This is a genomic window from Chitinophaga sp. S165 (assembly GCF_003182155.1).
In the GTDB taxonomy this organism is placed as follows: domain Bacteria; phylum Bacteroidota; class Bacteroidia; order Chitinophagales; family Chitinophagaceae; genus Chitinophaga.
Window position 1 is genome coordinate 637,922 of record NZ_QGTG01000001.1, and the last position, 25,297, is coordinate 663,218.

The 25,297-nt window shown below is 45.9% G+C and carries 20 protein-coding genes; 9 read left to right on the forward strand and 11 right to left on the reverse strand.

What is annotated here, in order from left to right; translation table 11 throughout:
- Nucleotides 1-107: 107 nt before the first annotated feature.
- Nucleotides 108-1,748, forward strand: coding sequence for a M1 family metallopeptidase (locus C7475_RS02410; RefSeq protein ID WP_110050659.1), 1,641 nt, complete (start codon nucleotides 108-110; stop codon nucleotides 1,746-1,748).
- A gap of 97 nt (nucleotides 1,749-1,845) precedes the next feature.
- On the opposite strand, the gene C7475_RS02415 is transcribed toward C7475_RS02410, so the two are convergent.
- Both C7475_RS02415 and C7475_RS02420 read right to left on the reverse strand, forming a co-directional pair.
- The gene (locus C7475_RS02415) at nucleotides 1,846-2,511 is read right to left on the reverse strand and encodes an NADPH-dependent F420 reductase (protein WP_158286396.1); all 666 of its coding nucleotides are present in this window, start codon (nucleotides 2,509-2,511) and stop codon (nucleotides 1,846-1,848) included.
- A gap of 186 nt (nucleotides 2,512-2,697) precedes the next feature.
- Nucleotides 2,698-3,435 (reverse strand): menaquinone biosynthetic enzyme MqnA/MqnD family protein, encoded by a 738-nt coding sequence (locus C7475_RS02420; RefSeq protein ID WP_110050663.1) that lies wholly within the window; start codon nucleotides 3,433-3,435, stop codon nucleotides 2,698-2,700.
- A gap of 65 nt (nucleotides 3,436-3,500) precedes the next feature.
- Here C7475_RS02420 and purB point away from each other — a divergent pair, with 65 nt between their 5' ends.
- Complete coding sequence (purB, locus tag C7475_RS02425) at nucleotides 3,501-4,841, forward strand: adenylosuccinate lyase (protein ID WP_110050665.1); 1,341 nt, start codon at nucleotides 3,501-3,503, stop codon at nucleotides 4,839-4,841.
- Between the two features lie 251 nt (nucleotides 4,842-5,092).
- On the opposite strand, the gene C7475_RS02430 is transcribed toward purB, so the two are convergent.
- Nucleotides 5,093-5,449 (reverse strand): YraN family protein, encoded by a 357-nt coding sequence (locus C7475_RS02430; protein WP_110050667.1) that lies wholly within the window; start codon nucleotides 5,447-5,449, stop codon nucleotides 5,093-5,095.
- Between the two features lie 76 nt (nucleotides 5,450-5,525).
- Between C7475_RS02430 and manA the strand changes: the two genes are divergently transcribed.
- Together manA and C7475_RS02440 are read left to right on the forward strand one after the other, a co-directional pair.
- Complete coding sequence (manA, locus tag C7475_RS02435) at nucleotides 5,526-6,752, forward strand: mannose-6-phosphate isomerase, class I (protein WP_110050669.1); 1,227 nt, start codon at nucleotides 5,526-5,528, stop codon at nucleotides 6,750-6,752.
- A 34-nt stretch (nucleotides 6,753-6,786) separates the two neighbouring features.
- A complete protein-coding gene (locus tag C7475_RS02440; RefSeq protein WP_110050671.1) occupies nucleotides 6,787-7,383 on the forward strand; it encodes a DUF6580 family putative transport protein in 597 nt (198 codons plus the stop codon).
- 217 nt (nucleotides 7,384-7,600) lie between these two features.
- On the opposite strand, the gene lepA is transcribed toward C7475_RS02440, so the two are convergent.
- Nucleotides 7,601-9,391 (reverse strand): translation elongation factor 4, encoded by a 1,791-nt coding sequence (lepA, locus tag C7475_RS02445; protein WP_110052790.1) that lies wholly within the window; start codon nucleotides 9,389-9,391, stop codon nucleotides 7,601-7,603.
- 131 nt (nucleotides 9,392-9,522) lie between these two features.
- Here lepA and C7475_RS02450 point away from each other — a divergent pair, with 131 nt between their 5' ends.
- The 3 genes from C7475_RS02450 to C7475_RS02460 are packed head-to-tail and all read left to right on the forward strand — an operon-like array spanning nucleotide 9,523 to nucleotide 11,720.
- Nucleotides 9,523-9,792 carry an acyl-CoA-binding protein gene (locus tag C7475_RS02450; protein WP_110050673.1) on the forward strand — a complete coding sequence of 90 codons (270 nt, stop codon included), beginning with the start codon at nucleotides 9,523-9,525 and terminating at the stop codon, nucleotides 9,790-9,792.
- Between the two features lie 25 nt (nucleotides 9,793-9,817).
- The gene (gene rocD / locus C7475_RS02455; RefSeq protein ID WP_110050675.1) at nucleotides 9,818-11,050 is read left to right on the forward strand and encodes an ornithine--oxo-acid transaminase; all 1,233 of its coding nucleotides are present in this window, start codon (nucleotides 9,818-9,820) and stop codon (nucleotides 11,048-11,050) included.
- A 25-nt stretch (nucleotides 11,051-11,075) separates the two neighbouring features.
- Entirely contained in the window at nucleotides 11,076-11,720 is a 645-nt protein-coding gene (locus C7475_RS02460; protein WP_110050677.1) for a VIT1/CCC1 transporter family protein, read from the forward strand.
- 778 nt (nucleotides 11,721-12,498) lie between these two features.
- On the opposite strand, the gene C7475_RS02465 is transcribed toward C7475_RS02460, so the two are convergent.
- The 3 genes from C7475_RS02465 to C7475_RS02475 form a co-directional block, all read right to left on the reverse strand.
- Nucleotides 12,499-13,038 carry a hypothetical protein gene (locus tag C7475_RS02465; RefSeq protein WP_110050679.1) on the reverse strand — a complete coding sequence of 180 codons (540 nt, stop codon included), beginning with the start codon at nucleotides 13,036-13,038 and terminating at the stop codon, nucleotides 12,499-12,501.
- Nucleotides 13,039-13,433: 395 nt separating this feature from the next.
- Nucleotides 13,434-13,835, reverse strand: coding sequence for a hypothetical protein (locus C7475_RS02470; RefSeq protein ID WP_110050681.1), 402 nt, complete (start codon nucleotides 13,833-13,835; stop codon nucleotides 13,434-13,436).
- Nucleotides 13,836-13,842: 7 nt separating this feature from the next.
- Entirely contained in the window at nucleotides 13,843-16,038 is a 2,196-nt protein-coding gene (locus C7475_RS02475) for a S9 family peptidase (protein WP_110050683.1), read from the reverse strand.
- A 256-nt stretch (nucleotides 16,039-16,294) separates the two neighbouring features.
- Here C7475_RS02475 and C7475_RS02480 point away from each other — a divergent pair, with 256 nt between their 5' ends.
- Nucleotides 16,295-16,537 carry a hypothetical protein gene (locus C7475_RS02480; RefSeq protein ID WP_110050685.1) on the forward strand — a complete coding sequence of 81 codons (243 nt, stop codon included), beginning with the start codon at nucleotides 16,295-16,297 and terminating at the stop codon, nucleotides 16,535-16,537.
- A 1-nt stretch (nucleotide 16,538) separates the two neighbouring features.
- On the opposite strand, the gene C7475_RS02485 is transcribed toward C7475_RS02480, so the two are convergent.
- The 3 genes from C7475_RS02485 to C7475_RS02495 form a co-directional block, all read right to left on the reverse strand.
- Nucleotides 16,539-17,447, reverse strand: a complete 909-nt coding sequence (locus C7475_RS02485) for a YihY/virulence factor BrkB family protein (protein ID WP_110050687.1) — start codon at nucleotides 17,445-17,447, stop codon at nucleotides 16,539-16,541.
- 66 nt (nucleotides 17,448-17,513) lie between these two features.
- Complete coding sequence (locus C7475_RS02490) at nucleotides 17,514-17,939, reverse strand: hypothetical protein (RefSeq protein ID WP_110050689.1); 426 nt, start codon at nucleotides 17,937-17,939, stop codon at nucleotides 17,514-17,516.
- A 57-nt stretch (nucleotides 17,940-17,996) separates the two neighbouring features.
- Nucleotides 17,997-20,459 (reverse strand): AsmA family protein, encoded by a 2,463-nt coding sequence (locus C7475_RS02495; protein ID WP_110050691.1) that lies wholly within the window; start codon nucleotides 20,457-20,459, stop codon nucleotides 17,997-17,999.
- A 52-nt stretch (nucleotides 20,460-20,511) separates the two neighbouring features.
- Here C7475_RS02495 and C7475_RS02500 point away from each other — a divergent pair, with 52 nt between their 5' ends.
- A complete protein-coding gene (locus C7475_RS02500; RefSeq protein ID WP_255412612.1) occupies nucleotides 20,512-22,347 on the forward strand; it encodes a glycoside hydrolase family 15 protein in 1,836 nt (611 codons plus the stop codon).
- Nucleotides 22,348-23,112: 765 nt separating this feature from the next.
- Here C7475_RS02500 and C7475_RS02505 read toward each other — a convergent pair.
- Nucleotides 23,113-25,284, reverse strand: coding sequence for a bifunctional alpha,alpha-trehalose-phosphate synthase (UDP-forming)/trehalose-phosphatase (locus C7475_RS02505; protein WP_110050695.1), 2,172 nt, complete (start codon nucleotides 25,282-25,284; stop codon nucleotides 23,113-23,115).
- Between the last annotated feature and the right edge of the window lie 13 nt (nucleotides 25,285-25,297).

The following is a 25,297-nucleotide window of genomic DNA, read 5'->3' on the forward strand; positions in this document are numbered from 1 at the left end:
CGCTTACCGTTCATGTATATCTACATTATCCGCTAAGCATTAGCCATTCAGCGCTAGGCATTATTAAATGAAAATTAATACCTTTCCGGCATAAAATAAGATTTTCTATGCGAGGCATTCTAATGCTTTTCCTGGTTCTGCTTACGGCTCTTACCGCCGGCGCCCAACATCAACAAACATTTACCCGGGCCGACTCCCTACGTGGAACTATCGGCAGAGAACGTGCATGGTGGGATGTGAAATCCTACGACCTCCACGTAAAACCCAATATCAGCGACAGTACGATTGAGGGCTACAATGTAATCACCTACAGGGTCCTGAAAGTGGATAGTATCATGCAGATAGACCTGCAGGAACCCCTGGAGATAGATAGTATCTCGCAGGACAAACAATCTCTCACCTATCAGCGGGAAGGCAATGCCATCTTCATTAATATGGTTGCTAAAAAACAGGTGAAAGGCAAGGACAAGAAGATCACTATTGTTTATCATGGCAAACCACGTGTGGCTGTCAACCCACCATGGGACGGAGGACTGATCTGGAGAAAAGACAACCAGGGCCGACCCTGGGTAGCTACCGCCTGTCAGGGTCTTGGCGCCAGTGTGTGGTGGCCTAACAAAGATCATCAGAGTGATGAGCCTAACAATATGACCATCAGTATCACCACTGCTCCTGACCTGGTGAACGTTTCCAACGGGCGACTGAAAAAGAAAGCGATGGACAAGGACGGAAACATAGTATGGACATGGTATGTGAGCAATCCTATCAACAACTATGACGTAGCGATGAATATCGGTCATTACGCTGAAATTAAAGATACTTACTCTGGCGAAGGTGGTAAGCTGGACCTGGACTACTGGGTGCTCGATTACAATGTTGATACCGCCAAAGCCCAGTTTGAGGTAGTAAAGCCTATGATGAAATGTTTCGAGGCCTGGTTTGGTAAATATCCTTTCTATAAAGACAGTTACAAGCTGGTAGAATCACCTCACCTGGGTATGGAGCACCAGAGTGCCGTAGCCTATGGCAATAAGTTCCAGAAGGGCTATAAAGGGACCGATCTTTCCGGTAGCGGCTGGGGATTAAAATGGGATTTCATCGTCGTGCATGAAAGTGGACATGAATGGTTCGGTAATAATATCACTACTAAAGATATTGCCGATATGTGGGTGCATGAGAGCTTTACAAACTATTCCGAAACCCTTTTTACGGAATGTGAGTATGGTCCGCAGGCCGCCTTTGAATACATTACCGGTATCAGAAAGAACATCAGAAATGATATACCTATCATCGGTAACTACGGCGTCAATAACGAAGGCAGTGGCGATATGTATTATAAAGGGGCGAACATGATCCACACCATCCGCCAGATCGTGAACAACGATTATGTGTTCAGGGACATTCTCCGTGGACTGAACAAAACTTTCTGGCATCAGACGGTTACTACGCGCCAGGTAGAAGAATACTTCAACCAAAAAACGAAGATGAACTTCAATAAAGTATTCGAGCAATACCTGACACATACTTCCATTCCTACGTTAGAATATCATATTGAAGGTTCTCAGCTGAAGTTCCGCTGGGTGACAGACGTAGAGAATTTTAACATGCCGGTGAAGGTAACGCTGAGTGATGAGGGATATCGTTTCATCTATCCGGGAAGAGGCTGGCAATCAACAGGTATTACCTTGTCAGATCCGAAGAAGTTTAAAGTAGATCCGAACTTTTATGTGAATGTGAAAGAGATCTAACTTAAGGAGATATTATTGTACTACGCCCCGGGTCTGTAAGCCCGGGGTTTTCATTTGCTATATTTTTTCCGGCAGTATGCCGTTGATCCGGTTTCGTTTACTTCACCAGTTTGAAAGCGTGGCTCCAGGTACCTGTCCTGAACCCATAGGCGTACCATAATATACTTAACGGCTCTATATTCCGGCTCATTTCGATCGTTCCCATATCAACAATATCTTTCCAGCCCATTTCATTCAGTAACGTTGTAACCGCCATTTTCGCAGCCCGTTTATTGCCACAGATGAACATTGTAGGCGTTTCCTTTTCCGGTTCCTGCTGGGAACGGAACATGGATTCGTGCCCTATACAACTCAGTGCTTTTACAACATGCGCATCGGGGGGTAACCAGGCCTGTAGCTGCTCGCCTGCCGAGTTGGTATGTCCGACGGAGAAACTAAGTCTGCCCTGCTGGTCCGGGCCTTTTCCATCGAGCGGATTTGTCACGTCCACCACGACCTTATTCTTAAAGTTCCAAAGTCCGGCGGCCTCTATGGCCTTTTGTGTGCCTGCCCAGCTGGTACAGATAACGAGTAACTCTCCTTGCGCGGCTGCGTCCCTGAAGGGGGCTGCCGTGACCTTCGGACCGCCCTTTTTCTTAATCCATTGCTGAAGTGATTCTTTCGCAGGATTACGGGTGCCAAGTATGACCTCATGACCAGCCATGATCAATCCTTCCGTTAACGTGAGTCCGACAGGGCCGCTACCCAGGATACCAATTTTCATGTGCAGGAGTTTGTGTGAACAGATGGGTTGACTAATATAAAGAAAAAAGCCGAATGAGACGTGTAAATGCTTCAGCCTGACGCGATTGATATGAGTAGACGGGAATAACAACGCAGTGTTCCGGTGAAATATAATAAAGGCGGATTGCCTTTCAGCCATCCGCCTTTATTAATTATTCTTTTTGTATTACCTGAGATAACTCAGGAATCTTTGCATCCCCTGACGCTTTGAAGGCGTAAGCGGATAACTGATATTCTTTGTATAATAAGTGGTCAGATCATATACAGGGTAAGCATTTTCCGCCACTACCGCGGGAATGTTATGTATCCCTATACTGTTAGCATTACTGAACTCCTGAATAAATTCAACAGGTAATGGTTTATTGCTGATCCATGCTGCAAATACGAATGGCAGGCTGGTAAACCGCATCCAGTGTTCCGCAAGGTCATAAATATAGGGAGATACATGCCGCTGCTCCAGGGCGCGGTCCCCAATAACCACACCGGCATCGGTACCTTTGATCAGATGTTGGTAGTCGCCCGTCGTCTCTATCAGCTCCACGTCAAGCTTCCAGTACTCACGCACCAGTACCTTCAGCAATGCCACTGAGGTCCGGCTCTGATAATCGAGATAAATACGTTTGATCTCGTTCATGGGTACTTCACTGAAAAGGCAAACAGAAGCAACAGGACCTTCTGCTCCGATACAATAATCTGAAATGATATGATATTCTTTCAGTTTCGGGATGATTGCTACTGGCACAAGTGCTACATCTACTTCTCCATCAATCAGTTGCTGTGCTATTTTTGCGGGATAATCTACCGTCAGTTCCAGCATTTTCATAACCGCGTGTTCCCTGAATCCGTATAATAATGGCCTGGTATTCAAATAACTTACTGCCGCTACTTTTACTTTCCGTTCCAATTTCAGTAATTTTGGCGGCTAAATTAGGTAAAAAGTGATAAACGCTCACTTAATCAAATAACATTATGCAATTACAAGCTTTAACCGCCATTTCTCCGTTGGATGGACGCTACCGGAGACAACTGGAAGAACTGGCCCCCTACTTTTCAGAATTTGCGCTGATCCGTTACCGTGTACAGGTGGAGATAGAATACTTCATTGCGCTGTCAGAGCAGAAGATATTCACCCTCTCCAAAACGCAGGTACCGGCATTGCGTAAGATCTACCAGGATTTTACCATCGAGAACGCTCAGCTGATCAAAGAAACTGAAAAGGTGACCAACCACGATGTGAAAGCTGTAGAGTATTTTGTTAAAAATGAACTGAAGGCGCTTGGACTGGACGATAAACTGGAATGGGTCCATTTCGGATTGACCTCTCAGGATGTCAATAACACAGCTACTCCGCTGTTCTGGAAAGATGCAGTAGAACATGTATACATGCCTGCCATCGCCAATCTGATACTCGACCTGAAAAAGATGGGCAAGACCTGGATGAAGATACCAATGCTGGCCCGTACGCACGGTCAGCCGGCTTCTCCGACCATTCTCGGAAAAGAGATCCTGGTTTTCGCGGAAAGACTGGAAGGGCAGGTGAAGTTACTGGGAGACATTCCTTTTGCTGCCAAATTTGGTGGTGCAACCGGTAACTTTAACGCGCATCACGTAGCGTTCCCGAAGATCAACTGGGAGAAGTTCGGCGACAAGTTCGTGAACAATACCCTGGGACTGCAACGTATGAAATACACCACCCAGATCGAGCATTACGACAATATCTCCGCCCAGTTTGATACCCTGAAACGGATCAACACGATCCTGGTTGACTTCTGCCGTGATATCTGGACATATATCTCCATGGATTATTTCAAGCAGAAGATCAAAGCTAACGAAGTTGGTTCTTCGGCGATGCCTCATAAGGTGAACCCGATCGATTTTGAGAATGCTGAAGGTAACCTCGGACTGGCCAATGCCATTTTCGAGCATCTGAGTGCGAAACTGCCGATCTCCCGTTTACAGCGCGACCTGACCGACTCCACCGTACTGAGGAACGTAGGCGTACCTTTCGGACATACTGTTCTGGCATTGAAATCCATCCAGAAAGGTCTGGGTAAGCTGATCCTGAATGAAGGCAAGCTGCAGGAGGACCTGGAAAACAACTGGGCCGTGGTAGCTGAAGCCATTCAGACCGTTCTTCGCAGGGAAAGCTTCCCGCAACCATATGAGGCACTGAAAGACCTCACCCGTGGCGGCGAGCAGATAACGCAGAAGACGATGCATAAATTCATTGACGGATTGAAGATCAGCGCTACCCTGAAGAAGGAATTGAAAGCGATCACACCACAGAATTATACAGGTATCTGGAGTTAATGATATGCGTCCCCGCACTTAAACACGATTGTGTATAGTGATATGGGGCTGTATGATAATAAAACTTGTGACGATATCCGGGTTACTCCGGATATCGTTTTTTTATAGGGTTCACGGTATACCGGGGTTACGAACCCGATACAACGGACATCCCCGGGGCTACAAACACGTGCACTCCTGTACGGAGTGCTACCGGATCGGAGATTAAACAGGATGATTCTTCTTTGCTGGAATATTAACCGGGCTAGCTCTTAAAACGCATCTTCGAAATGTACCAGTTCATACGTTCCGTCTTTCTGAAAGGTAATTGAGATCACATCAAAACGGATAGCTGGCGGTAACCGTGGCAGGCGCTCCATATAAACATTCGCCGCTGCCTGGATATGTCTTCGTTTGGCAGCGTCCACCTGTTGCTCGGGCCAGCCAAAAAGATCGGTGGCCAATGTTTTGACCTCAAAGAATACCAGACACTCCGCGGTAGCGCCAATAATATCTATTTCGCGACGTCTATGCCGCCAGTTTATTGCTAAGATCGAGTATTGCTGCTGCCGGAGAAATTCCCTTGCTATCAATTCCCCTTTTTTGCCCAAAGCTATATGGGATGCCATTGTTTTGACTATTTTTGTCCTTCCTTTTCGGAATTCAACAGGTTAACAATTCTAGGAAAATACAAACATATTACGCATGAGTGAGAAGAAATTATTCAGATTGGATGGTAAGGTTCAAAACTATGCATGGGGTGGATATCACTATATCCCTGCCCTATTAGGCATTCCTGAAAACGGCAAGCCAAGTGCAGAATATTGGATGGGCGCGCATCAGAGCGCACCTTCTGTTATTGGTACCGGCGCTCAGCCATCCACGCTGGACCAGTTGGTAAAAGCCAAGCCTGAACAAGTGCTGGGACCGAAAGTATGGAAGCGCTTTGGCGAGCTGCCTTACCTGCTGAAGATCCTGGATGTTAAGGACATGCTGTCTATTCAGGTACACCCGACCAAAGCGGAAGCGGAGAAAGGGTTTGCCAGAGAAAATGAAGCAGGCATCCCACTGAATGCTCCTCACCGTAATTACAAAGATGCCAATCACAAACCTGAGATCATGGTGGCGCTCAGCGAATTCTGGCTGTTACATGGATTCCTGCCTGAAGATAAACTGAGAAAGGTGTTACAGCAGGTAAAGGAATTTGCACCGCTTGCTCCCATCTTTGAAAAAGAAGGCTACTATGGCTTGTATAAGGCCGTGATGGAAATGCCGCAACCCGAAGTAAATACCATGTTACGTCCGCTGGCAGAAGCAGTATCAGAAGCTTATACGAACGGACGCCTCGCTAAATCTGACCCGGCATTCTGGGCAGGAAGGGCTATCGTGAACGATCCTCAGGGATTGGAGAACCTGGACAGAGGTATCTTCTCCATTTACTTCTTTAACATTATGGAAGTACATCCCGGAGATGCGGTATTCCAGGACGCAGGTATCCCGCATGCTTACCTGGAAGGTCAGAACGTGGAGCTGATGGCTAACTCCGACAACGTTTTACGTGGCGGACTCACGCCTAAACATATTGATGTGCCGGAATTGCTGAAACATACCCGTTTCGAACCGGTACATCCGAAAATACTGGGTGGTGAAAGCGTACATGGCGGGCTGGAGACTATCTACCATTCTCCTGCTCCTGATTTCGTTGTAAGCCGTATCGCAATGGAAGGCGATCAACGTTATGAGCACACCAGCGAAGCTACTGAGATCATGCTGGTGATGGAAGGTGCTGCAGAGATCACAGAAACAGGTGGCGAAACTATCTCCCTCCAAAAAGGTCAGGCAGTGGTTACTTACTATAACACCTCTTATAGTATTGAAAGCAATGGCGGCGTTGTGATCTTTAAAGCAAGCGTACCTGTTCAATCTATTTAAAATCAATTATCTTTGGCTAAATAATCTACCCACTATGAAGAAGGATTCTATCCGGGAAATATTGATCATTGCCGTGTTGATCTTCCTGTCCGCGTTATGTCGCATTTTCACTAACCAGATCGGTCTGTGGAACTTTAATGCTATCGGAGCAGCAGCCTTATTTGGCGGTATCGTACTGAAAGATAAACGCCTGGCGTATGTTATTCCGTTATTGTCTTTATTTCTGTCTGACGTGTTCCTGCACTACTTCACCGGCATTCACGCACTGGCTCCTGATTACATCGGACAGCTGTTATTTGTATATGGTGCGTTCCTGCTGATCACATGGATAGGTACTATGATAAAGAAAGTGAACGTATTGACGTTACTGTTATCTTCTATCGGTACAGGCGTACTTTTCTTCCTGATCTCCAATCTGGGTACTTTTATCACGACAGATCTGTACCCTAAAACAGGTGCGGGCCTACTGGCATGTTATGCCGCTGGTATTCCTTTCTACCAGTCAGATAATATGTTCAGCAGCTTTGCATTGAATGGCCTGATGGGCAACGTATTCTTTACTGCTGTGTTGTTCGGTGTATGGGCAGCATTAAAACAGGTAGTGATCACTCCGAAAAGCCAACTGGCATAATAAGGAGGTAATAATATTAAACGGCCGGCTGAGAGTGATCTTAGCCGGCCGTTTTGTTTTAAGGTATCACGAAAGATGGTACATCTTCGGCTACAATTATACAGCTTGTCGGGACAGGTGTATCTATATTGCCAATGGAATGATGGGTTTATCAAAATAAAAAGGCGACCAGTTTCCTGGCCGCCTTAATTTTCCCAAATTTGATATAAACTGCGCCTTAGTCATCCAACTTGAGTACTGCGAGGAACGCTTCCTGCGGTACTTCCACATTACCGATCTGACGCATACGCTTTTTACCTTCTTTCTGTTTTTCCAGCAACTTACGCTTACGGGAGATGTCACCACCATAACATTTGGCGGTCACGTCCTTACGCATAGCGCTGATTGTTTCACGGGCCAGGATCTTGGCGCCTACAGCTGCCTGGATAGCGATCATGAATTGCTGACGTGGCAGCAGTTCTTTCAGCTTCTCACACAGCTTACGGCCGAAGTCCTGTGCACGGCTGCGGTGGATCAGGGCACTCAGTGCATCCACTTTATCGCCGTTCAGAAGGATATCCATCTTTACGATATCACTGTCACGAAGGCCGATCGGTGAATAGTCGAACGATGCATAACCTCGTGTCTGGCTCTTCAGCTTATCATAGAAATCGAATACGATCTCTGTTAATGGAATTTCAAATATTAATTCAACCCTGGTCGGGGTGAGATAGCTTTGGTTCAGCAAGATACCTCTTTTACCAAGACACAGGGTCATAATGTTACCTATGTAATCCGGTTTAGTGATGATCTGCGCTTTAATGAACGGTTCCTCGATACGTTCCAGCTTAACCGGGTCCGGCATTTCGGAAGGGTTGTTCACACCAATAGTTTCATTCCTTGTAGTATGGGCAATAAATCCAACGTTCGGAACGGTCGTGATCACTGTCTGATTGAATTCTCTTTCAAGACGTTCCTGGATGATCTCCATGTGAAGCATACCCAGGAATCCGCATCGGAAACCGAAGCCAAGTGCCTGAGAGGTTTCCAGTTCAAAGGTCAGGGAAGCGTCGTTCAGCTGGAGTTTCTCCATACAGTCGCGAAGCTCTTCGAAATCATCAGTATTTACAGGGAAGATACCTGCGAATACCATTGGTTTTACCTCTTCGAAACCATTGATCGCTTCCGTACTTGGATTATTACTTAGGGTGATGGTGTCACCTACCTTTACCTCTTTGGCATTTTTAATACCGGTGATGATATATCCTACGTCACCTGTTTTAACAGTTTGCATAGGCTGCAATCCCAGCTTGAGGATACCTACTTCGTCAGCATAGTATTCCTGCCCGGTATTGAAGAATTTAACTTTATCGCCTTTTTTGATGGAGCCGCTGAATATCCTGTAATATGCTATGATACCGCGGAAAGAGTTGAATACGCTGTCGAAGATCAGTGCCTGCAGTGGTGCCTCCGGATCTCCTTTGGGAGCCGGTATGCGTTTTACGATCGCCTCCAGGATCTCTTCGATCCCGATACCGGTTTTACCGGAAGCCAGGAGGATCTCATCTTCTTTACAGCCGATAAGTTCGATGATCTGGTCTTTTACTTCAGGGATCATAGCACCGTCCATATCGATCTTGTTGATCACGGGAATGATCTCCAGGTCATTTTCCAGCGCCAGGTAGAGGTTAGAAATGGTCTGCGCCTGGATACCCTGTGCAGCATCTACCAGTAACAGGGCACCTTCACACGCTGCCAGTGCACGGGATACCTCGTAAGAGAAGTCCACGTGACCGGGAGTATCGATCAGATTAAATACATATTGCTGTCCTTCATGAAAGTAATTCATCTGGATAGCATGACTCTTGATAGTGATCCCTTTTTCTCTTTCCAGGTCCATGTCGTCCAGGACCTGTGCCTGCATATCCCTGTCGGAGATAGTTTTGGTATGTTCTAACAGCCTGTCAGCCAATGTACTTTTACCATGGTCGATGTGTGCAATGATGCAAAAATTCCTGATATTCTTCATATATGCTTTTAAAACCAGGCGTTTAACGCCCCGCGTCAAGCCGCAAAGGTATTTAAAATTTGCCATTCCCAGATAGGACAATCGCTCGTATTTGGTACTATTTTATCTACATTTAATGTAAATAAAATACCATGGATCTGCAACAACAGTTTGAAGCTGCCGCTACAACCAGCAAAACCCTGCCTCAAAAACCTGATAATGAAACACTTCTGCAACTTTATTCGCTCTACAAACAAGGTACTGAAGGAGATGTGAACACCGATCCTCCTGCTAATCTTTTTGATTTTGTAGCCAAAGCTAAATATGAGGCCTGGCAGAAACTAAAGGGTAAATCAAAAGAGGACGCCCAGCAGGAATACATAACGCTGGTAACGAAATTGAAGGCCGATTCTTATTCATGAGCCGTATTGCGTACCTTTGAAAAGTATGTTACACGCATTTAAGATTAGTGAAAGAACGCAGCATTTCCTTGATCTGGAAGAACAATATGGCGCCCACAACTACCATCCGCTGCCGGTGGTGCTGGACCGGGGAGAAGGTGTATTTCTCTGGGATGTGGACGGAAAACGTTATTACGACTTCCTTTCAGGATACTCTGCTGTTAACCAGGGACATTGTCACCCGGCCATCGTTCGCGCCCTTGTTGAACAGGCACAGAAGCTGACCCTGACATCCCGTGCATTTCATAATGACCTTCTTGGTGAATATGCGGCTTTCATTACGGATTACTTTGGCTATGATAAGGTACTTCCGATGAATACCGGTGTTGAAGCAGTTGAAACAGCCTTAAAGCTGGCCCGCCGCTGGGGGTATGTTGTAAAAGGCATCCCTGAAAACCAGGCAAAGATCATCGTTTGTGCAAATAACTTCCACGGACGTACCCTGAATGTCATCTCCTTTAGTACAGACCCTTCTTCCCGGACAGACTTCGGCCCCTTTATGCCTGGCTATGAAGTCATTCCTTATAATAATCTGCCGGCTCTTGAAAAAGCGCTGCAGGACCAAAATGTTGCTGGTTTCCTTGTAGAGCCTATCCAGGGAGAGGCTGGTGTAATGGTCCCCGATGACGGTTACCTTTCAAAAGCCCGTCAATATTGTGAAGACGCCCATGTGCTTTTCATTGCTGATGAGATCCAGACAGGCCTGGCCCGTACAGGCAAAATGCTCTGCTGCGATCATGAGAACGTACGTCCTGACATCCTGATACTTGGTAAAGCCCTCTCCGGCGGTGTTTTACCGGTAGCTGCCGTCCTGGCCGACGATGAGATCATGCTCACCATCAAGCCCGGCGAACATGGCAGTACCTACGGTGGTAATCCTCTTGCCTGTAAAGTGGCCATTGCCGCACTGACTGTGCTGAAAGAAGAAAATATGATGGAAAACGCTGCTGCTATGGGCAATCTGCTACGGCAGGAACTCGCGGCCCTGCATTCTCCGCATATCAGTACCATCCGTGGTAAAGGCCTGCTGAATGCTATCGTCATCAAACATGAGCATCAGGAAGCCGCATGGGACCTCTGTCTGGCGCTCAAAGAAAACGGATTACTGGCTAAACCGACGCATGGCGACAAGATCAGGTTCGCACCTCCCCTGCTGATCACGGCAGCCCAGATAAAGGAATCTGTTCAGATCATTGCAAAAAGTCTTGAAATATTATAGCATTTCCGAAACAGTATAACCGCGCATGTCCAAACAACAAAAAGCCATCCGTAGCAGCGGTTGGAAAACAGACTTCCTGATCGGATTTCCTGACGGATTATTACTATTGTTTTTCACCACTTTCCTGTTACATGGCTTACCCGTCACTGTACAACAATTCTATACCCTGAATGTCTGTATCTGGCTGGCGGGAGGCTTGCTGGTGATGATCTCCGCCTACCGGGCGAATCACGGGGACGCTCAGCATGATGAGAGCACCTTGTCGCCGGAGGAAAGACAGAAACTGGAACGGCTTAATATCAGCAACCCGATTATAGAAGATATTGCCGCTGAAATGCAACGGGATGCCGTGCAATGGGAAGAGACACTGGAAGCACAACAGGTACGTGAAAGCCATTTCAGTCAGGCGGTTGCTATTCGTGGTGCGTTGTTCACGGGGTTTTTCTTTCTTCTAGGTGGGATCCTTCCTTTCCTTCCTTATTTACGTAATGAGAATTTCACTGCGGCCGCGAATAGTAGTTTGCTGTATGTGTTTATTGCAATAACTGTGTTTAGTTTGCTGAAGTCAGGAATGACGAGCCAGCCGGCGGTTCCTATTATATTGCGCAATTTGGCCTATGGCGGTGCTGTGTGGTTAGGCGCGTATATTATTCTTGCGGTGTTCAGGTAAGTTTGTCACCTACCGGTTGTCGTTTACGTGGACTTAGGCTGCCAGTGATTCCCGCGCTAACCTTCTCTTTATTTGCTTTTCATGCGCAAGGACCGTTTAGTTTTTATGCGGATCTTAGCTAACATTGATTCCAGCGCAGACCTTCTTACTTCGGTTTCAGTATGGGCCTGTGGGCTGTACCCCTTTTCGAGTCCTTACTATCCGGCTTTTTCAAGCGTAGGGGCTGTGGAACGCTATGTAACTCCCGTCAAGCGTATGGGCGCTCTCAAAGGGCTAAGGCCCACAAGCTCCATCTGAAACCTCGTCGCGGCCGGTCTCCCAACAATTTTAACAGGGCAATAAAACGTTTAGGCTTCCGATAATTGCGGTAGTGCAAATTATTTATGGCAATGTGGTGAAGTGGTTGGTGAAGTTAGTTTGGAACGTTTGAGAGGTTATTAAACGTTTATGGCATTACCCTGTTCTCGCGTCTCCCCTGTCAGGTATATCGGCAATCTACAGCACGTAGTCCCGCTCACCTGAAACCGCAGCAACATCTCTTTCTAACCATCAAGCCGCAAAACATATTCAATGTGGTGCATATAATACAAACCCAATAAAACGGATCAAATTGAAATCCTGGAGATTCGGGTGATTAAGTCACGGCTATGCCTATCCGCTTTAGTGCAGAATAAGATATCTTAAAATAGTCCAAACCAAACCGGCTGTCAAATTAAAGCGCATTCGGGAATGGTCCTCCCATCGGAAAGAAGCCATTCGTAAACAGTCAAGGCATTTTTTATGTAAGCTGCAATTCCTTCACCGTTTGAATCCCCGGCAAACTTTTCACTATTACAATGACTTTACCGCCTGCAGGCAGCGAAGTGGCTTTATAGCGCCAATCAACCCCGTTCCAAGCTAAAAATGCACGGCCGCTTTCTGTGATAACTCCTTCTGCGTCTATTATCTTCACCTCCACTTCTGCTACCCGGAACTCATTTTGGGCAGTCACTGCCACTTCCTCCTTTTCTAATCTGATATTCTGGACTTCAGGACTGCGGTAAGCATCCTTTACCGCTATATTATAGGCATTTTGTCCCGGCCCTGCCAGCGACTGATAGTAAGCCTTTATCTGCGGATCTTCCAGCATTATCTGCGCACGCATCGAAGCAATGGTCATCTTATGCCTTGCCTCCAGTTGCTTTTGTGTAGGTTTTTTCTTTGAAGGGCCGCGTTTCTTCGCCATAATGATCTGCCCATTCCTTTCGTAGATCGTGATTTGCTTGCCGAGAGAACCCCTGACAAGTTGCATGAGGATATTGTCTTTAACAATGGCCATAAAAAGGTCGTTTTGAGGTTAGTAATACAAGTTTCCTGTATCGTTTCTCAAAGGTACGTATAAGGATACTAAATTGATATCAAAATATCATTTAAAGGGCATTTCAATATCGATTTGATATATAAATACCCTTTAAATGCCCTTTTTATATCCTTTTGGTGACCTTATAGTAACCTTATATGAAGCCGATAGAAAGCCTATTGGAACATTTTGGAAGGATTGGCTATTGGGGTTGAGGCTATATTCAAGGGATTTCCGGATTGTCAAAGCCATTCGGTTCGTGACGTCGATGTGAGGAGTAACGGAGACAGCATTTAACTTGTCCGATAAAACGCATAAAAAAGCCCCGCGTATTCCGCGGGGCTTTCTACTATAATAGTAATTAGTATTATTAATCACTCGGCTGGCACATTCTTTTTATCGTTCCCATTACTCAGGATGACACATACAAACGCCACAATTGCAAAGAGCACAGATAGGTATAAGCCGATCTGTCGTTCAGGGCACTCGCCCATTTCGCATCTTGAAAACAGTACGAAATTACGGAACGTCCATGCCGCAAGAAATGCCGATACGAAGAGATTGACACGTGCTGACCATTTTCCAGGGACGAGAAAAAGTATGCCTGAAATCACAGCAACGATAATATTTAGTTTGCCCGGCTCACCAAAAGAAGAACCTGCGGTATTCATACCGGTAAAGGCCAGATGTTTGCTCTCTATCGTTAGCCAGGGCAGGAATGCACTGATGATCACGATAGCTACAGAAATTAATCCGAAGATAGTTGGTTTGTTCATATCTAATTTATCTCGCTCCCGGAGGACAATGTTCTTTTAAGTAGTTAGTATATAAAGTCGACAAGTGTTTGAAGGTGCCTTGTCCTTCATTGATACTGTGCGTACGGTTAGGATAAGACATGAACTGGAACTGTTTGCCATTTTTGATCAGCTCATTCTGTAATAGTTCAGCGTTCTGATAATGCACATTATCATCACCAGTACCATGAATGTATAACAGATTTCCTACCAGTCCCTTTGTATAAGTTACAGGAGAGCCTTTTATGTAGTCTTCACGATTCTCCTGTGGCAGTCCCATATAACGCTCCTGATAAATGTTATCATAAGTGAACAGACTGCCTACCGCTGCGATAGCGATACCGGTTTTGTAGATCTCAGGATAACGGAACAGCAGGTTCAGTGTCATACCACCACCGCCGCTCCAGCCCCATACAGCAACACGGGAAGTATCGAGGTAACGGTAACGTTTAAATAATTCCTGTGCACCTGCTGCCTGATCACGTACATTCACCTGGCCGACATTGCGGTAGATGCTCTTACGCCACTGACGGCCTTTGGGTAAAGGAGTGCCCCTGTTATCTATTGAGACGTAAATATATCCGTCGGCCGACATATTGCCATTGTAGATGAAGCTACGGCCTGCGCCAAACTCGTCTTTCGCAGTAGCGGCTGCAGGTTCCCCGTATACGTAGAATACAACAGGATACTTTTTGGTAGAATCGAAGTTAGCAGGACGCGTCATCCAGCCATCCATCGTTACACCTTCAGGCGTAGTTACCTGGAAGAAGTCTACATTATTTGCAAATCTTGAAGTCTGCAATGTCTTTACGATATCGCTCTTCTGATCATCTCTGTGTTCAGGCAGGAAAACAAGTTCATTCCTCGGCTGAAAATAATGATTAGAGAAAGTATGCGCTGCATACTGTGCATCCGGAGAGATGTCGTATTCGTGGGTACCATCTTCAATTGCCGGAGAAACTCTTTCGGGAGTGCCTTTACCGTCGAGTGATACCTTATAGAGATATTGTTGGGTCGGATTGTCGGGAGATGCCAGGATATAAGCCAGATTATGTTGCTCATCGATCCGCAGCAGGTTGATGACATCATAATTGCCTGGTGTGATCAGCTTCTCCTTGCCATTCATGTCTACACTGTAAAGATGTCTCCAACCGTCTTTTTCACTTACCCAGATAAATGATTTTCCACCATTTGTCCAGTCCCATCCTGTCAGTTCACTATTCCAACGGGAACGGATATCTATCCAGGCTGAGTCAGTTTCTTTGTATATCTGTTTTGCTTTGCCGGTAGACGGATCAGCAACAAACAGGATACTTTCATTCTGCTTTCTGTTGAGTTGCTGTAATATCAGTCCTGCTTTAGCGGGATTCCATTCCAGGCGCGTAATATAATGTTGTTGCGGATCGCCTGGCACTTGTAACCAGGTTGTTCTGGCAGTGGCAATATCTACAACACCCACACGGCAGGAAGAAGGACTTTCGCCTGCTTTAGGATATTCTACCGGAACGGTGTAAGAGTAAAGGGAATCTGTATTATCGATCATGAGGAAGTCCCTGATCTTGCGGGCGTCTATCTGCCAATATGCGATAGACTTGCTATCGGGGCTCCAGCGGAAACCATCGCGGCAGTCAAATTCCTCTTCGTAGGTCCAATCGAAGGTCCCGTTGATCAGACGGCGGTCGCCATCTTTAGTCAGCGCCTTTATTTTACCTGTAGCAATGTCTTCCACATAGAGATTGTGTCCGCTTACATAAGCGACCTGTTTCCCATCCGGAGAAATTTTAGCGAACATGAGTGATGAGGCGGGTAATCCTTTACCCAGTTGTTGCAATTTTCCACCAGGTACATCCAGCAACCAGTAATCACCCCTGGTTTTATATCTCCAGACTTTCTGCGATTTTGTATAGATCAGCCATTTATTTTCATCGGGCGTGTAAAAGAAATCTTCTACCTGTATAGGCGACTGCCCGGTAGGCGTCAGCGAACTGGTGGGGATCTTTACACTCTGGCGTCCTTCCTTTGCATTATAGGCGGAAATACTGGTGCCATTAGCCTCATAGATGGACTGTCCGTCCCTGCCCCACTTAACCTGTTTCCAGGGTTGCGCACCGGCGCTTCCCGCAATCAGGCAGATTAAAAAAGTAAGTGTCCTGCTGCCGGGACAACTGAGATAACGTAAACGCATTATGTCTGAAAATTTGAAACGGCAATATAAATCATTGGGGTCAAATGACGCTTTCCATTTGTGGAAAACTTATTGTGGAAAAGTTTTATACAAATGAGATACAACAAGTTATTAGTTAAATTTATATATTTATGCTGTTAAATCGAGCACGAAAATTGCTAATGTCATATCCGTGAATATTCGCCGAATACGTATAGACTAATTTAACCAATATAATTTTTTATTAATTAGTATCCTCTGAAAAACACTTTTTACTATGATTCAGGTAACATATACCTACAAAAACCGGGAATTTCTGCAGCTCGAAGATAATTTCATGAATCAGCTTGCGCAGATGGGAGTGCGTCAAATGCATGCCTTGCTGGAACCACTTTCTGACTCTCTTGTAAATGAAACGGGAAAGATCCGTATTAATCTTGATCAGCATCCTAAAATCGAGCTGGAAGGCTTCAGCAATCCGGTAAAGGACCAGATCGAGATGGTATTGCGTGGGGAGTAGGTCAGCGAACTTCCACGTCTGCCAGTTTATAAAAGGTGGCATGACGGACTGGCTGCATCGGACGATGTTTGAATTCGCTCCACACTTTAGTAAATGCAGCTCCATAATAGAAGATTATAGCGCTATAGAAGATAAAGAGCATCAACAGCACTGCGGAGGCAGAAGCCCCATATAAGATTCCAATATTGCCCCCATACAGCAACCGGCGCAAGACCAGTTTCCCAATACTAAATAACACTCCGGTAAGCAATGCTCCTGAGAATGCAACTTTCCAGGTGGGCCGTGCATCAGGTAGATAACGAAACAGTACCGCAAACCAGGACGTTACGATGAGTAGCGATGCCAGTTGGGTAAATACTCCGCTGAAAATAAATGCAGCGCGGGGAAATACCTCATGTACGTAACTGCCGAGGAAAGCATGGACGCTTTCCGCCATCAAACTGGCAAGGAAAAGAATGCCTGTTGCTCCGATAACGATCAGGGAGCGTAAACGGTCAAGTAACGATTGCAAAAAGCTTTCTTTTTCTGTCTTCCGGATCATCCATAATTGGTTCAGGGAGCTTTTGATCACCTTTAATGAGGTCGTGGCTACAAACAAGAGGAAAATGAATAATATAATAGCCACAGGCCAGGTCTGTGCCAGTCCGCGGAAACCTCTTAACGTCACCACCACCTGTTCGGCGCTATCCTGCCCTACCAGCTCTCCCAGCCGAAGGATCAGTTGCCTGCCAATAGAACGGCGGTTGAACAGCAATCCCAGTACCTGTACCAGGATCAATAGAATAGGCGGAAGCCCGAAACTGACGAAAAACGCAGTTGCCCCTGCCAGGCGTAGGGGATCATTTTTTTGTAATAGCTGAAATGCTACGCGTAATGTGCGTACGATACTTTTGATATACTCTCTGGACATTATTGCGAAAATATGGTCCGTCCTTTAACGTATAAAAACCATGCCTTTTTAGCAGCGCTTTGCAAACTAACGGGTCAGGACAAAAAAGAATTGCCTTATCTGTACCCTGTCAGGAATTACGTTATGATCGAATACCAGTGTATTGAATTGAAAAGCGCTGTCGGTAAGATGTGTTACCTCACACAGGGTAGTATCCAGTTTGAAATAAGTCGGCGTTAATGCTTCGTAGGCCATTGAGTCGGCCTTGCCGCCCAGGTAAAGAAAGGCGGCCCCTGTTCCCAGGTTTGTCTGGAAGTCGATATAATTAATTGGCGTGGGATAATCTTTCACTTCGTATTTGGTGTACGCCGTATCCCCGTTTTCTAAAGTATATTGCTTATCGACGGTTTGGTGGATATACCATTTACCATCGTAGTTAAGTTGGCGAACAGGAGTGTCATCTTTTTTACAGGCAGCCAGTGCTAAAACGGCTAAAACCAGTAGTTTCTTCATGGAACGATTGATTGTCAGGCGCTAAATTACTATAAAACGGCCGTTCTTATCAAAAAGTTACATTTCGGCATCTTCCGGTTTGTCTTTTTTGCTGCCCAATTTGATCTTCACCTTTCCATCTTCTCCGTCCTGTGCCCGCAGGTGTAACACAATACCCTTCTTACGGCGGCTCCGTTTTTCTTCCGTGTCAACAATATCCTCATCCCGTTTAGGGTTACGAAGGGGCACCGTGATGTACATATCCGTTCCTTTGGTCATGGCATATACGCCCGATACGTCCATATAAAGCGCACTTGAATTGATCTGCATAGGAGGAACAATGATCTTGTTCCCTTGTAACGTCAGTGTATTCCTCAGATTATCGAAAGTAATATTTCCCAGATTCCGCCCCCGGAAAAGCAGTCCGCCGATATCTTCCAGCGGCGCAAAATGGACGAGGGCCCCATTACGCAGATCAAAAGAAAGGCTGCCGTACATCGACTGAGGCGCCATTTTCCCATCGTCCTTTACGTTACCGGTGATGGCAGCGGTAGCGGAAAGAATGCCTTTTAGGTTTTTTGCTGACAGCGACTGCATTCCGAAATTATTAAATGCATGGAATAACTGGTCAATGTGTACGTTCTTTATATTGGAGTTGATCTTAAAGCGGTTATTCACCCCGTCCTGTGTCATTGTACCCGCCATGTTGATACTACCTCCTGCATGCAACAATGACATCTGCTGAAGATGAATATCCGATTGATTCAGCGACATTTCCGCCCTGACCTGTTGCGCCATGAAATTGCCATAGGTCAGCTTGTCGAGCAACATATGTATATTGACATTACAGCTGTTTAACACAACGTCCAGCTGACTGGCGATGCGGCTTATATTCCTGCGATTGGCTATTGCCCGTGAACGTTTTCCCTGTTTTCGCTTTCCGAGGAATGAACGGAATTCGTCCAGGTCAATTCCTGTGCTACGCACGTTCCAGTTCAATTGCAGTTTATCAGGAGCTGTGAAATACAGCCGTGTGATATTCTGCACATTCCCTTCCATTTGCAGATTGCTTTTCCGGGTGCTGATCGTGATATTGTGCAATGCCAGGTCCTGTCCGTTGAAGTCCAGCAGTGCGTTGCAATTACTGAACTGTAAATTACGCGGTGTATATTCCATTACGCCCTGTTTCAATGCTACCGTTCCTTTCAGATAAGGCAGAATAGTGTCACCTGCTGTGATCCCGCCTTTGTAATATAGTGCGGCTTGGGCCGTTCCTCCCGTAAAGCTGAACACATTTTCATCTCCCTGCGCCTCATTCAGGGCTGTTAGCGGGAAGTCCGCATTGAAATAACCCATCAGTGTCGGATGTTTCAGATTAATAATATGGACAGTATCTGCAGAAACCGGGATACTTTTATAGATCTTCGCTTTAAGCCCATACAGGCTGATGATGGAATTTTCATCAACACGTGGCTGTCCCGGCATCCATTCATTTGAAAAGCTACCTGCAAAACTACATTCCTGCAACTCCATCCCTTTTGTGGTAACTACATTGTTAACCGTCTTCCAGGTAACATCCACGGAAGGCTTATCTCCTGGTTGCATGTGCCCCTTCAACTGGGCCTCTACATCCAGCGGCTGTTCTATATTGATGCTATCCAGTTTTGAAGATATTTTTGGTGTTAGCAGCGAGGTTGCGAGCCGGAACGGGATCTTATCTGCAACGATATGTACCGTAAACGCCCGTGGCCGTTCCCCGAAGGAGAAAGTGGCCCCCGCCGAAATTGTTTGTCCGCCGATACGCAAAGCCTGTTGGGGTATACTTAATGTTTTGCTTACGCGGTTATACCGGACTTCCAGGTCTGTCTGCACGGTCTTATCCTTCAGGTAACTCCCCTTTTCCGTATTGAATGCCAGGCTACGTACCCTGAGAGATGTGTTCATATTACAGGCCCAGCCAGAATCATTATTCCGCAAGCTGCCCTTTAAATTAGCAATATCAAAGCTGAACAATTTATTTTTCTGCTGGTTGTCTATTATAAAGCTAATATCTGATAATTGCAGACGGGTAATATCCGGCCCCTTCCCTTTCTCTTTACCTTCGGCCTTCACGCGGGTATTACGTTTCAGCATACTGGCATTACTATAACCGGTGCTGTCGGTAAACAAACAGATAGTACCTTTTTCAAGAGAGATCTGCCGGATGTCCAGCTGCTTTCTCAGCAGGGAGAAGGTATTTACCTCTACGAAAATGCGTGCTACATTGAGTAACTGATGCTGGTGTGTATTCCAGAGGCTATCCTTGATGCTCACTCCTTCCAGGGCTACGGACACGTTCGGAAAACTATGTACCAGTGAGGGTTCCATGTCTTTTATTTCCAATGCACCTCCGTGCATTCTGTCACTCATCCTATCGCTGATCTGCTGCAGAATGTCAGCCTTGTTATGACGGATATATAAGGCCAGTCCAAGCCATAACAACACAAGTATAGCGAGGAGGCTGCCGGAAACAATCAGGGTTATACGAAGCCATTTCTGCATGTGGGGTAATTACATTAATTTAAATATAGCTTTTTGTTTTAATTAACACAAAATGTGCCGTAGTTCCCGTTTGTTGGAATGGCTTTTGTATTTCAATGAATCACATATGGAAAAACATACCTATCAGACAGGCATCATTGGCAACTGTGCATATCTCGCACATGTCAATCTGAACACGAACATAGACTGGCTTTGCTGGCCGAGGATGGACAGTTCCTTTATATTCGGCGGAATGCTGGACAAGAATAAGGGAGGCGAGTTTTCCATTCTGCCCTCGGGGGAATACACGTCAAAGCAGTACTACCTGGAGAATACGAATATCTTGTGTACTGAAGTGACCAGTGAGAGTGGCAGGTACCGTATTACAGACTTTGCGCCGCGCTTCTACCAGTTTGAGCGATATTTCAAGCCGCTGATGCTGATCCGTAAAATAGAAGCCCTGGAAGGTAATCCGCGTGTACGGGTGAAGTGCCAGCCGGTTTGTGACTATGGTAGCGGTTACCTCAAAGCCCAGCGTGGCAGCAATCATATAGAATTCCTGGGATGTGAGGAGAACCTGCGGCTGACCACCAATATTCCCATGAGTTATCTTTTCGAAGAAGAACACTTTGTGCTGAATGAAGATAAATTCCTGCTGCTGACATATGGGAATCCGCTGGAAGCCCCGCTGAACAGTACTGCGGAACGTTTCCTTCGCGAGACGACCGTTTACTGGCGTACCTGGATCAAACATTCCAACATCGCCAATTTCTACCAGCCTGCAGTGATCCGCTCTGCCCTCACGCTTAAGATACACCAGTATGAAGATACCGGCGCCATCATTGCCGCCAGTACTACCAGTTTGCCGGAATACCCGGGCAGCGGCCGTACCTGGGACTATCGTTATTGCTGGTTGAGGGATACGTTCTATGTGATCACCGCGCTGAACCATATCGGGCATTTCGAGGAAATGGAGAAGTATTTCAGCTATGTAGCTGATATTTCCTTTTCGGGCGATTACCGTTATCAGCCTTTATACGGCATTACAGGCAAAAAGAACCTGGTAGAACAGATATTGCCACACCTTGACGGATATCTCGGTAATCAGCCTGTACGCATCGGAAATCAGGCGTATGAACATATTCAGAACGACATCTATGGTCAGGTGCTCATTTCGATGTTGCCGCTATACACGGACCATCGTTTTATCTTCTCCGAGCGCAAAGACTCCACCTGGTGGATCGAATACCTGTTAAGCAAGATCGAACATACTATAGACGAGAAGGATGCGGGCATCTGGGAGTTCCGCAACTTCGCCAACATCCACTGTTATAGTAACCTCTTTCAATGGGCAGGTTGCTCTGCCGCCGAGAAGATGGCGCGTACCATCGGTAATGAAGAGCTGGCGCAGAAAGCTGTTGCACTGAAGCAACGTGCTGCTGCTCATATTGAGAGTTGTTATGATCCTGTGCGGAAAGTTTATACAAACGCAGCCGGCAGCCAGCACCTGGATGCCAGTACCCTCCAGCTGATCATGATGAATTATCTTGATCCTGCTTCTGAAAAGGCGAGAGATCATCTTATTGCACTTGAAAAAGAACTGAAAACTCCGCAGGGATTGTTCTATCGTTATCTTCACTCGGATGATTTCGGGAAACCGAAGACTACTTTCCTGGTTTGCGCGTTCTGGTATGTAGAGGCGCTTGCCTGTGTCGGGCGTCTTGATGATGCGATCCGCGAGTTTCAGAATTTGTTGCAGTATTCGAATCATTTGTCGTTATTCAGTGAGGATGTGGATGAAGAGAATGGTAGTCAGTGGGGGAATTTTCCGCAGGCGTATAGTCATGTGGGATTGATGAATGCGGCGTATCGGATATCGATGAAACTGGACGTACCGATATTTCTGTAATAGCCGTTATTGTTCAGGCGGATAACGTCTGTTGTTTTTGCGCTTTGCTGTTTTGCGGGATTTTAGCTGACGGTGATTCTGGCGCTGACCTTCTTACTTCGGTTTCAGTATCGAGTGATTATTTGTGAGATTTAGATTTTGTTGTTTTGCGGATCTTAGTTGACGGTGATTCCAGCGCTGACCTTCTTACTTCGGTTTCAGTATCGAGTGATTATTTGTGAGATTTGGATTTTGTTGTTTTGCGGATCTTAGTTGACGGTGATTCTAGCGCTGACCTTCTTACTTCGGTTTCAGTATGGGCTTGTGGGCTGTATCCCTTTTCGAGCCCTTACTATTGGACTTTTTCAAGCGTAGGGGCTTTGGATCGCTATTTAACTCCCGTCAAGCGTATGAGCGCTCTCAAAGGGATAAGGCCCACAAGCTCCATCTGAAACCTTGTTGTTGCGGTCTCCCAATAACTTTGAAAGGACAATAAAGGCGCTTGTCTTCCTGCTATGGCATTCCTTTAATGATTCACGGCAATCGGGTTTGTTATTGCTTGCTTCTTTTTGCTTGGAAGGCTAATTTATTTCTGATGTCCAATTTATTAGGAATATTTTCTTGTTGTTATGGCGCTTAGAATTGATGCTATAAAATGCTATAAATGCAGAGAGGTGGCCTATTAATAGAGGCCACCTCTCTGTTATATTGTAATGTTACATTAATTACTGAACTGAGATACATAACTAAGAACAGGACAAATAGAAGCCTGCACTCTCCTATTATCTATGACACCAATGTTCTTAGAAATGCTCTTACTTCCTGGTGGTTTCTAAGATAATATCTTGCAGCGGATACCTGGCTGCCTACTTTGATAGTGACGGCGTTTGGCGGTAGTGCTTTAAATATGTCTTCATCGGTATGATCGTCTCCTATGGCAAGTGTGAAATCAAATTTGCGTTCCTGCAACCATGATAAGGTGGCCTTTCCTTTATTGATCTCTACGTTTTTGATCTCAATAACTTTATCGCCTGGCAGAAGTTGCAGGCCGATATCGCTGGTAAAATATCGTAAGGTATTCATTAGTTCATTGGCACGTAATTCACCGAGGCCGGTTTCTACCTTGCGGTAGTGCCATACAAGCGAATAACTCTTTTCTTCAATAAAGGAACCTGGCGTACGGTCCATATAGGTATCGAGGATAGGCAGAATGTCCTGTTTCCATTGGGCTGTTAGTCCGGGTAACATCTGCCAGTCTTCTCCGTACTTTTTTGTCCATGCACCATGTTCGGCGATGAGGTCCAGCGGGAGGTGTCCGAGCCACTCCTCCAGGGTTTCGTGCTTACGGCCACTGATCATTACGACCTGATTGGCAGGATCGTCTGCGAGGGTTTTAAGCAATTGATAGAGGTCCGGGTCGGGAGATGCCATATCTATATTAGACTGGAAGCCGACTAATGTACCGTCGTAGTCCAGGAAGATAGCACGTCTGCCGGCACTCTTGTAGTCGTTCATCACTGCTGCCTGCATATTCATGTTCATACGCCTCGCCAGCATGGATTGCTGTAATTGTTTTACTTCCTGTAAGCGGGCCATAAATAGTTTTACCCAGTGAGAGATATTGAACTTTGCTACCACCTGCCGCATTTGTTTCATACGGCGCTGTTGTTCTCTTTCAGACATATTCAGGGCCTGATGCAAGCCTCTTGCGATAGCGCCGATATTATTAGGATTAACGATCACCGCATCTATCAGTTCCCTCGATGCACCCGCCATTTCACTTAGTATCAGTACGCCATCATTATTCTTTCGGCTTGCCACGTATTCTTTACTCACCAGGTTCATGCCATCACGCATAGGCGTTACCAGTCCGACGTCAGCGAAATTATATAACGCTGCCAGTACTTCAACAGGAAATGAACGGTAGAAATAATTTATAGGATGCCAGTTTATGGTACGGAAACGAGCATTAATGCCACCTGCCAGCATATCTATCGCCTCCTTTAGTTCTTTGTACTGAGGTACAGTATCCCGGGAGGGCACGACGATCATATACAGAATAACCTTCTCAACATATTCAGGATATAATTGCAGAAATAATTCGAATGCCTGTAGTCGCTGGATGATGCCTTTACTATAATCAAGTCTGTCGATGGAGAGCACCATACGTGTATGCTGAAAATTCTCTTTCAGGCTTTCCATTTGCCGCAGTACCTCAGAATCATCAGAAAGTTGTTCGAATTTCTCATTGTCAATACCCATTGGGAAAGTCTCGGCTATCACTGCACGGTCATTGACCATTACCACGTTCGCTGACGCATTGACAGGCAGCAGACGGGTAACCGCGTTTAAGAAGTGATGACTGTCGTCGAAGGTGTGAAAGCCTAACAGGTCTGCACCCAGCATTCCCTCGAGCAGCTCGCAACGCCAGGGTATGAGCCGGAAAAGTTCGAAGGACGGGAAAGGTATGTGTTGGAAATAGCCGATTGCCACATCAGGCAATTCGGCACGGATCATACCCGGCAGTAACAACAACTGGTAGTCATGTATCCAGATCACATCACCCGGTTCCGCCACCTGTAAAACAATATCTCTGAATTTACAATTTACCTGATAATAGAAATCCCAGTAGACCTGTTCATAGCGGGCATAAACGGACATATAGTGGAAAACAGGCCACAATACCTCATTTGAAAATCCCTCATAATAGTTGTTAATTTCTTCCTGTGTCAGGTACACAGGTCTCAAATTCAGCTCTGAAAGTTGATCCCTAATCTGTGGTTGTGCTTCCTCAATCACATCAATGCCAGGCCATCCTACCCAGATATTGTAGCCTTGCCTGTAAATGGATCCCAAGCCTGTAGCCAGACCGCCTTCACTCGGATTTAACACATATTCTCCATCCTTCTCTGTGATCTTTACCGGTAGCCTGTTAGATACAATAATGGTTTTACTCATAATACAGTTATTT

Coding starts and splice junctions, on each gene's coding strand:
- C7475_RS02410 (WP_110050659.1), top strand. CDS start 108: ATGCGAGGCATTCTAATGCTTTTCCTGGTTCTGCTTACGGCTCTTACC.
- purB (WP_110050665.1), top strand. CDS start 3,501: ATGCAATTACAAGCTTTAACCGCCATTTCTCCGTTGGATGGACGCTAC.
- C7475_RS02450 (WP_110050673.1), top strand. CDS start 9,523: ATGGATCTGCAACAACAGTTTGAAGCTGCCGCTACAACCAGCAAAACC.
- C7475_RS02415 (WP_158286396.1), bottom strand. CDS start 2,511: ATGAAAATTGGTATCCTGGGTAGCGGCCCTGTCGGACTCACGTTAACG.
- C7475_RS02500 (WP_255412612.1), top strand. CDS start 20,512: ATGTGCCGTAGTTCCCGTTTGTTGGAATGGCTTTTGTATTTCAATGAA.
- C7475_RS02475 (WP_110050683.1), bottom strand. CDS start 16,038: ATGCGTTTACGTTATCTCAGTTGTCCCGGCAGCAGGACACTTACTTTT.
- C7475_RS02470 (WP_110050681.1), bottom strand. CDS start 13,835: ATGAACAAACCAACTATCTTCGGATTAATTTCTGTAGCTATCGTGATC.
- C7475_RS02430 (WP_110050667.1), bottom strand. CDS start 5,449: ATGGCATCCCATATAGCTTTGGGCAAAAAAGGGGAATTGATAGCAAGG.
- C7475_RS02490 (WP_110050689.1), bottom strand. CDS start 17,939: ATGAAGAAACTACTGGTTTTAGCCGTTTTAGCACTGGCTGCCTGTAAA.
- C7475_RS02440 (WP_110050671.1), top strand. CDS start 6,787: ATGAAGAAGGATTCTATCCGGGAAATATTGATCATTGCCGTGTTGATC.
- C7475_RS02505 (WP_110050695.1), bottom strand. CDS start 25,284: ATGAGTAAAACCATTATTGTATCTAACAGGCTACCGGTAAAGATCACA.
- rocD (WP_110050675.1), top strand. CDS start 9,818: ATGTTACACGCATTTAAGATTAGTGAAAGAACGCAGCATTTCCTTGAT.
- C7475_RS02460 (WP_110050677.1), top strand. CDS start 11,076: ATGTCCAAACAACAAAAAGCCATCCGTAGCAGCGGTTGGAAAACAGAC.
- lepA (WP_110052790.1), bottom strand. CDS start 9,391: ATGAAGAATATCAGGAATTTTTGCATCATTGCACACATCGACCATGGT.
- manA (WP_110050669.1), top strand. CDS start 5,526: ATGAGTGAGAAGAAATTATTCAGATTGGATGGTAAGGTTCAAAACTAT.
- C7475_RS02485 (WP_110050687.1), bottom strand. CDS start 17,447: ATGTCCAGAGAGTATATCAAAAGTATCGTACGCACATTACGCGTAGCA.
- C7475_RS02480 (WP_110050685.1), top strand. CDS start 16,295: ATGATTCAGGTAACATATACCTACAAAAACCGGGAATTTCTGCAGCTC.
- C7475_RS02495 (WP_110050691.1), bottom strand. CDS start 20,459: ATGCAGAAATGGCTTCGTATAACCCTGATTGTTTCCGGCAGCCTCCTC.
- C7475_RS02465 (WP_110050679.1), bottom strand. CDS start 13,038: ATGGCCATTGTTAAAGACAATATCCTCATGCAACTTGTCAGGGGTTCT.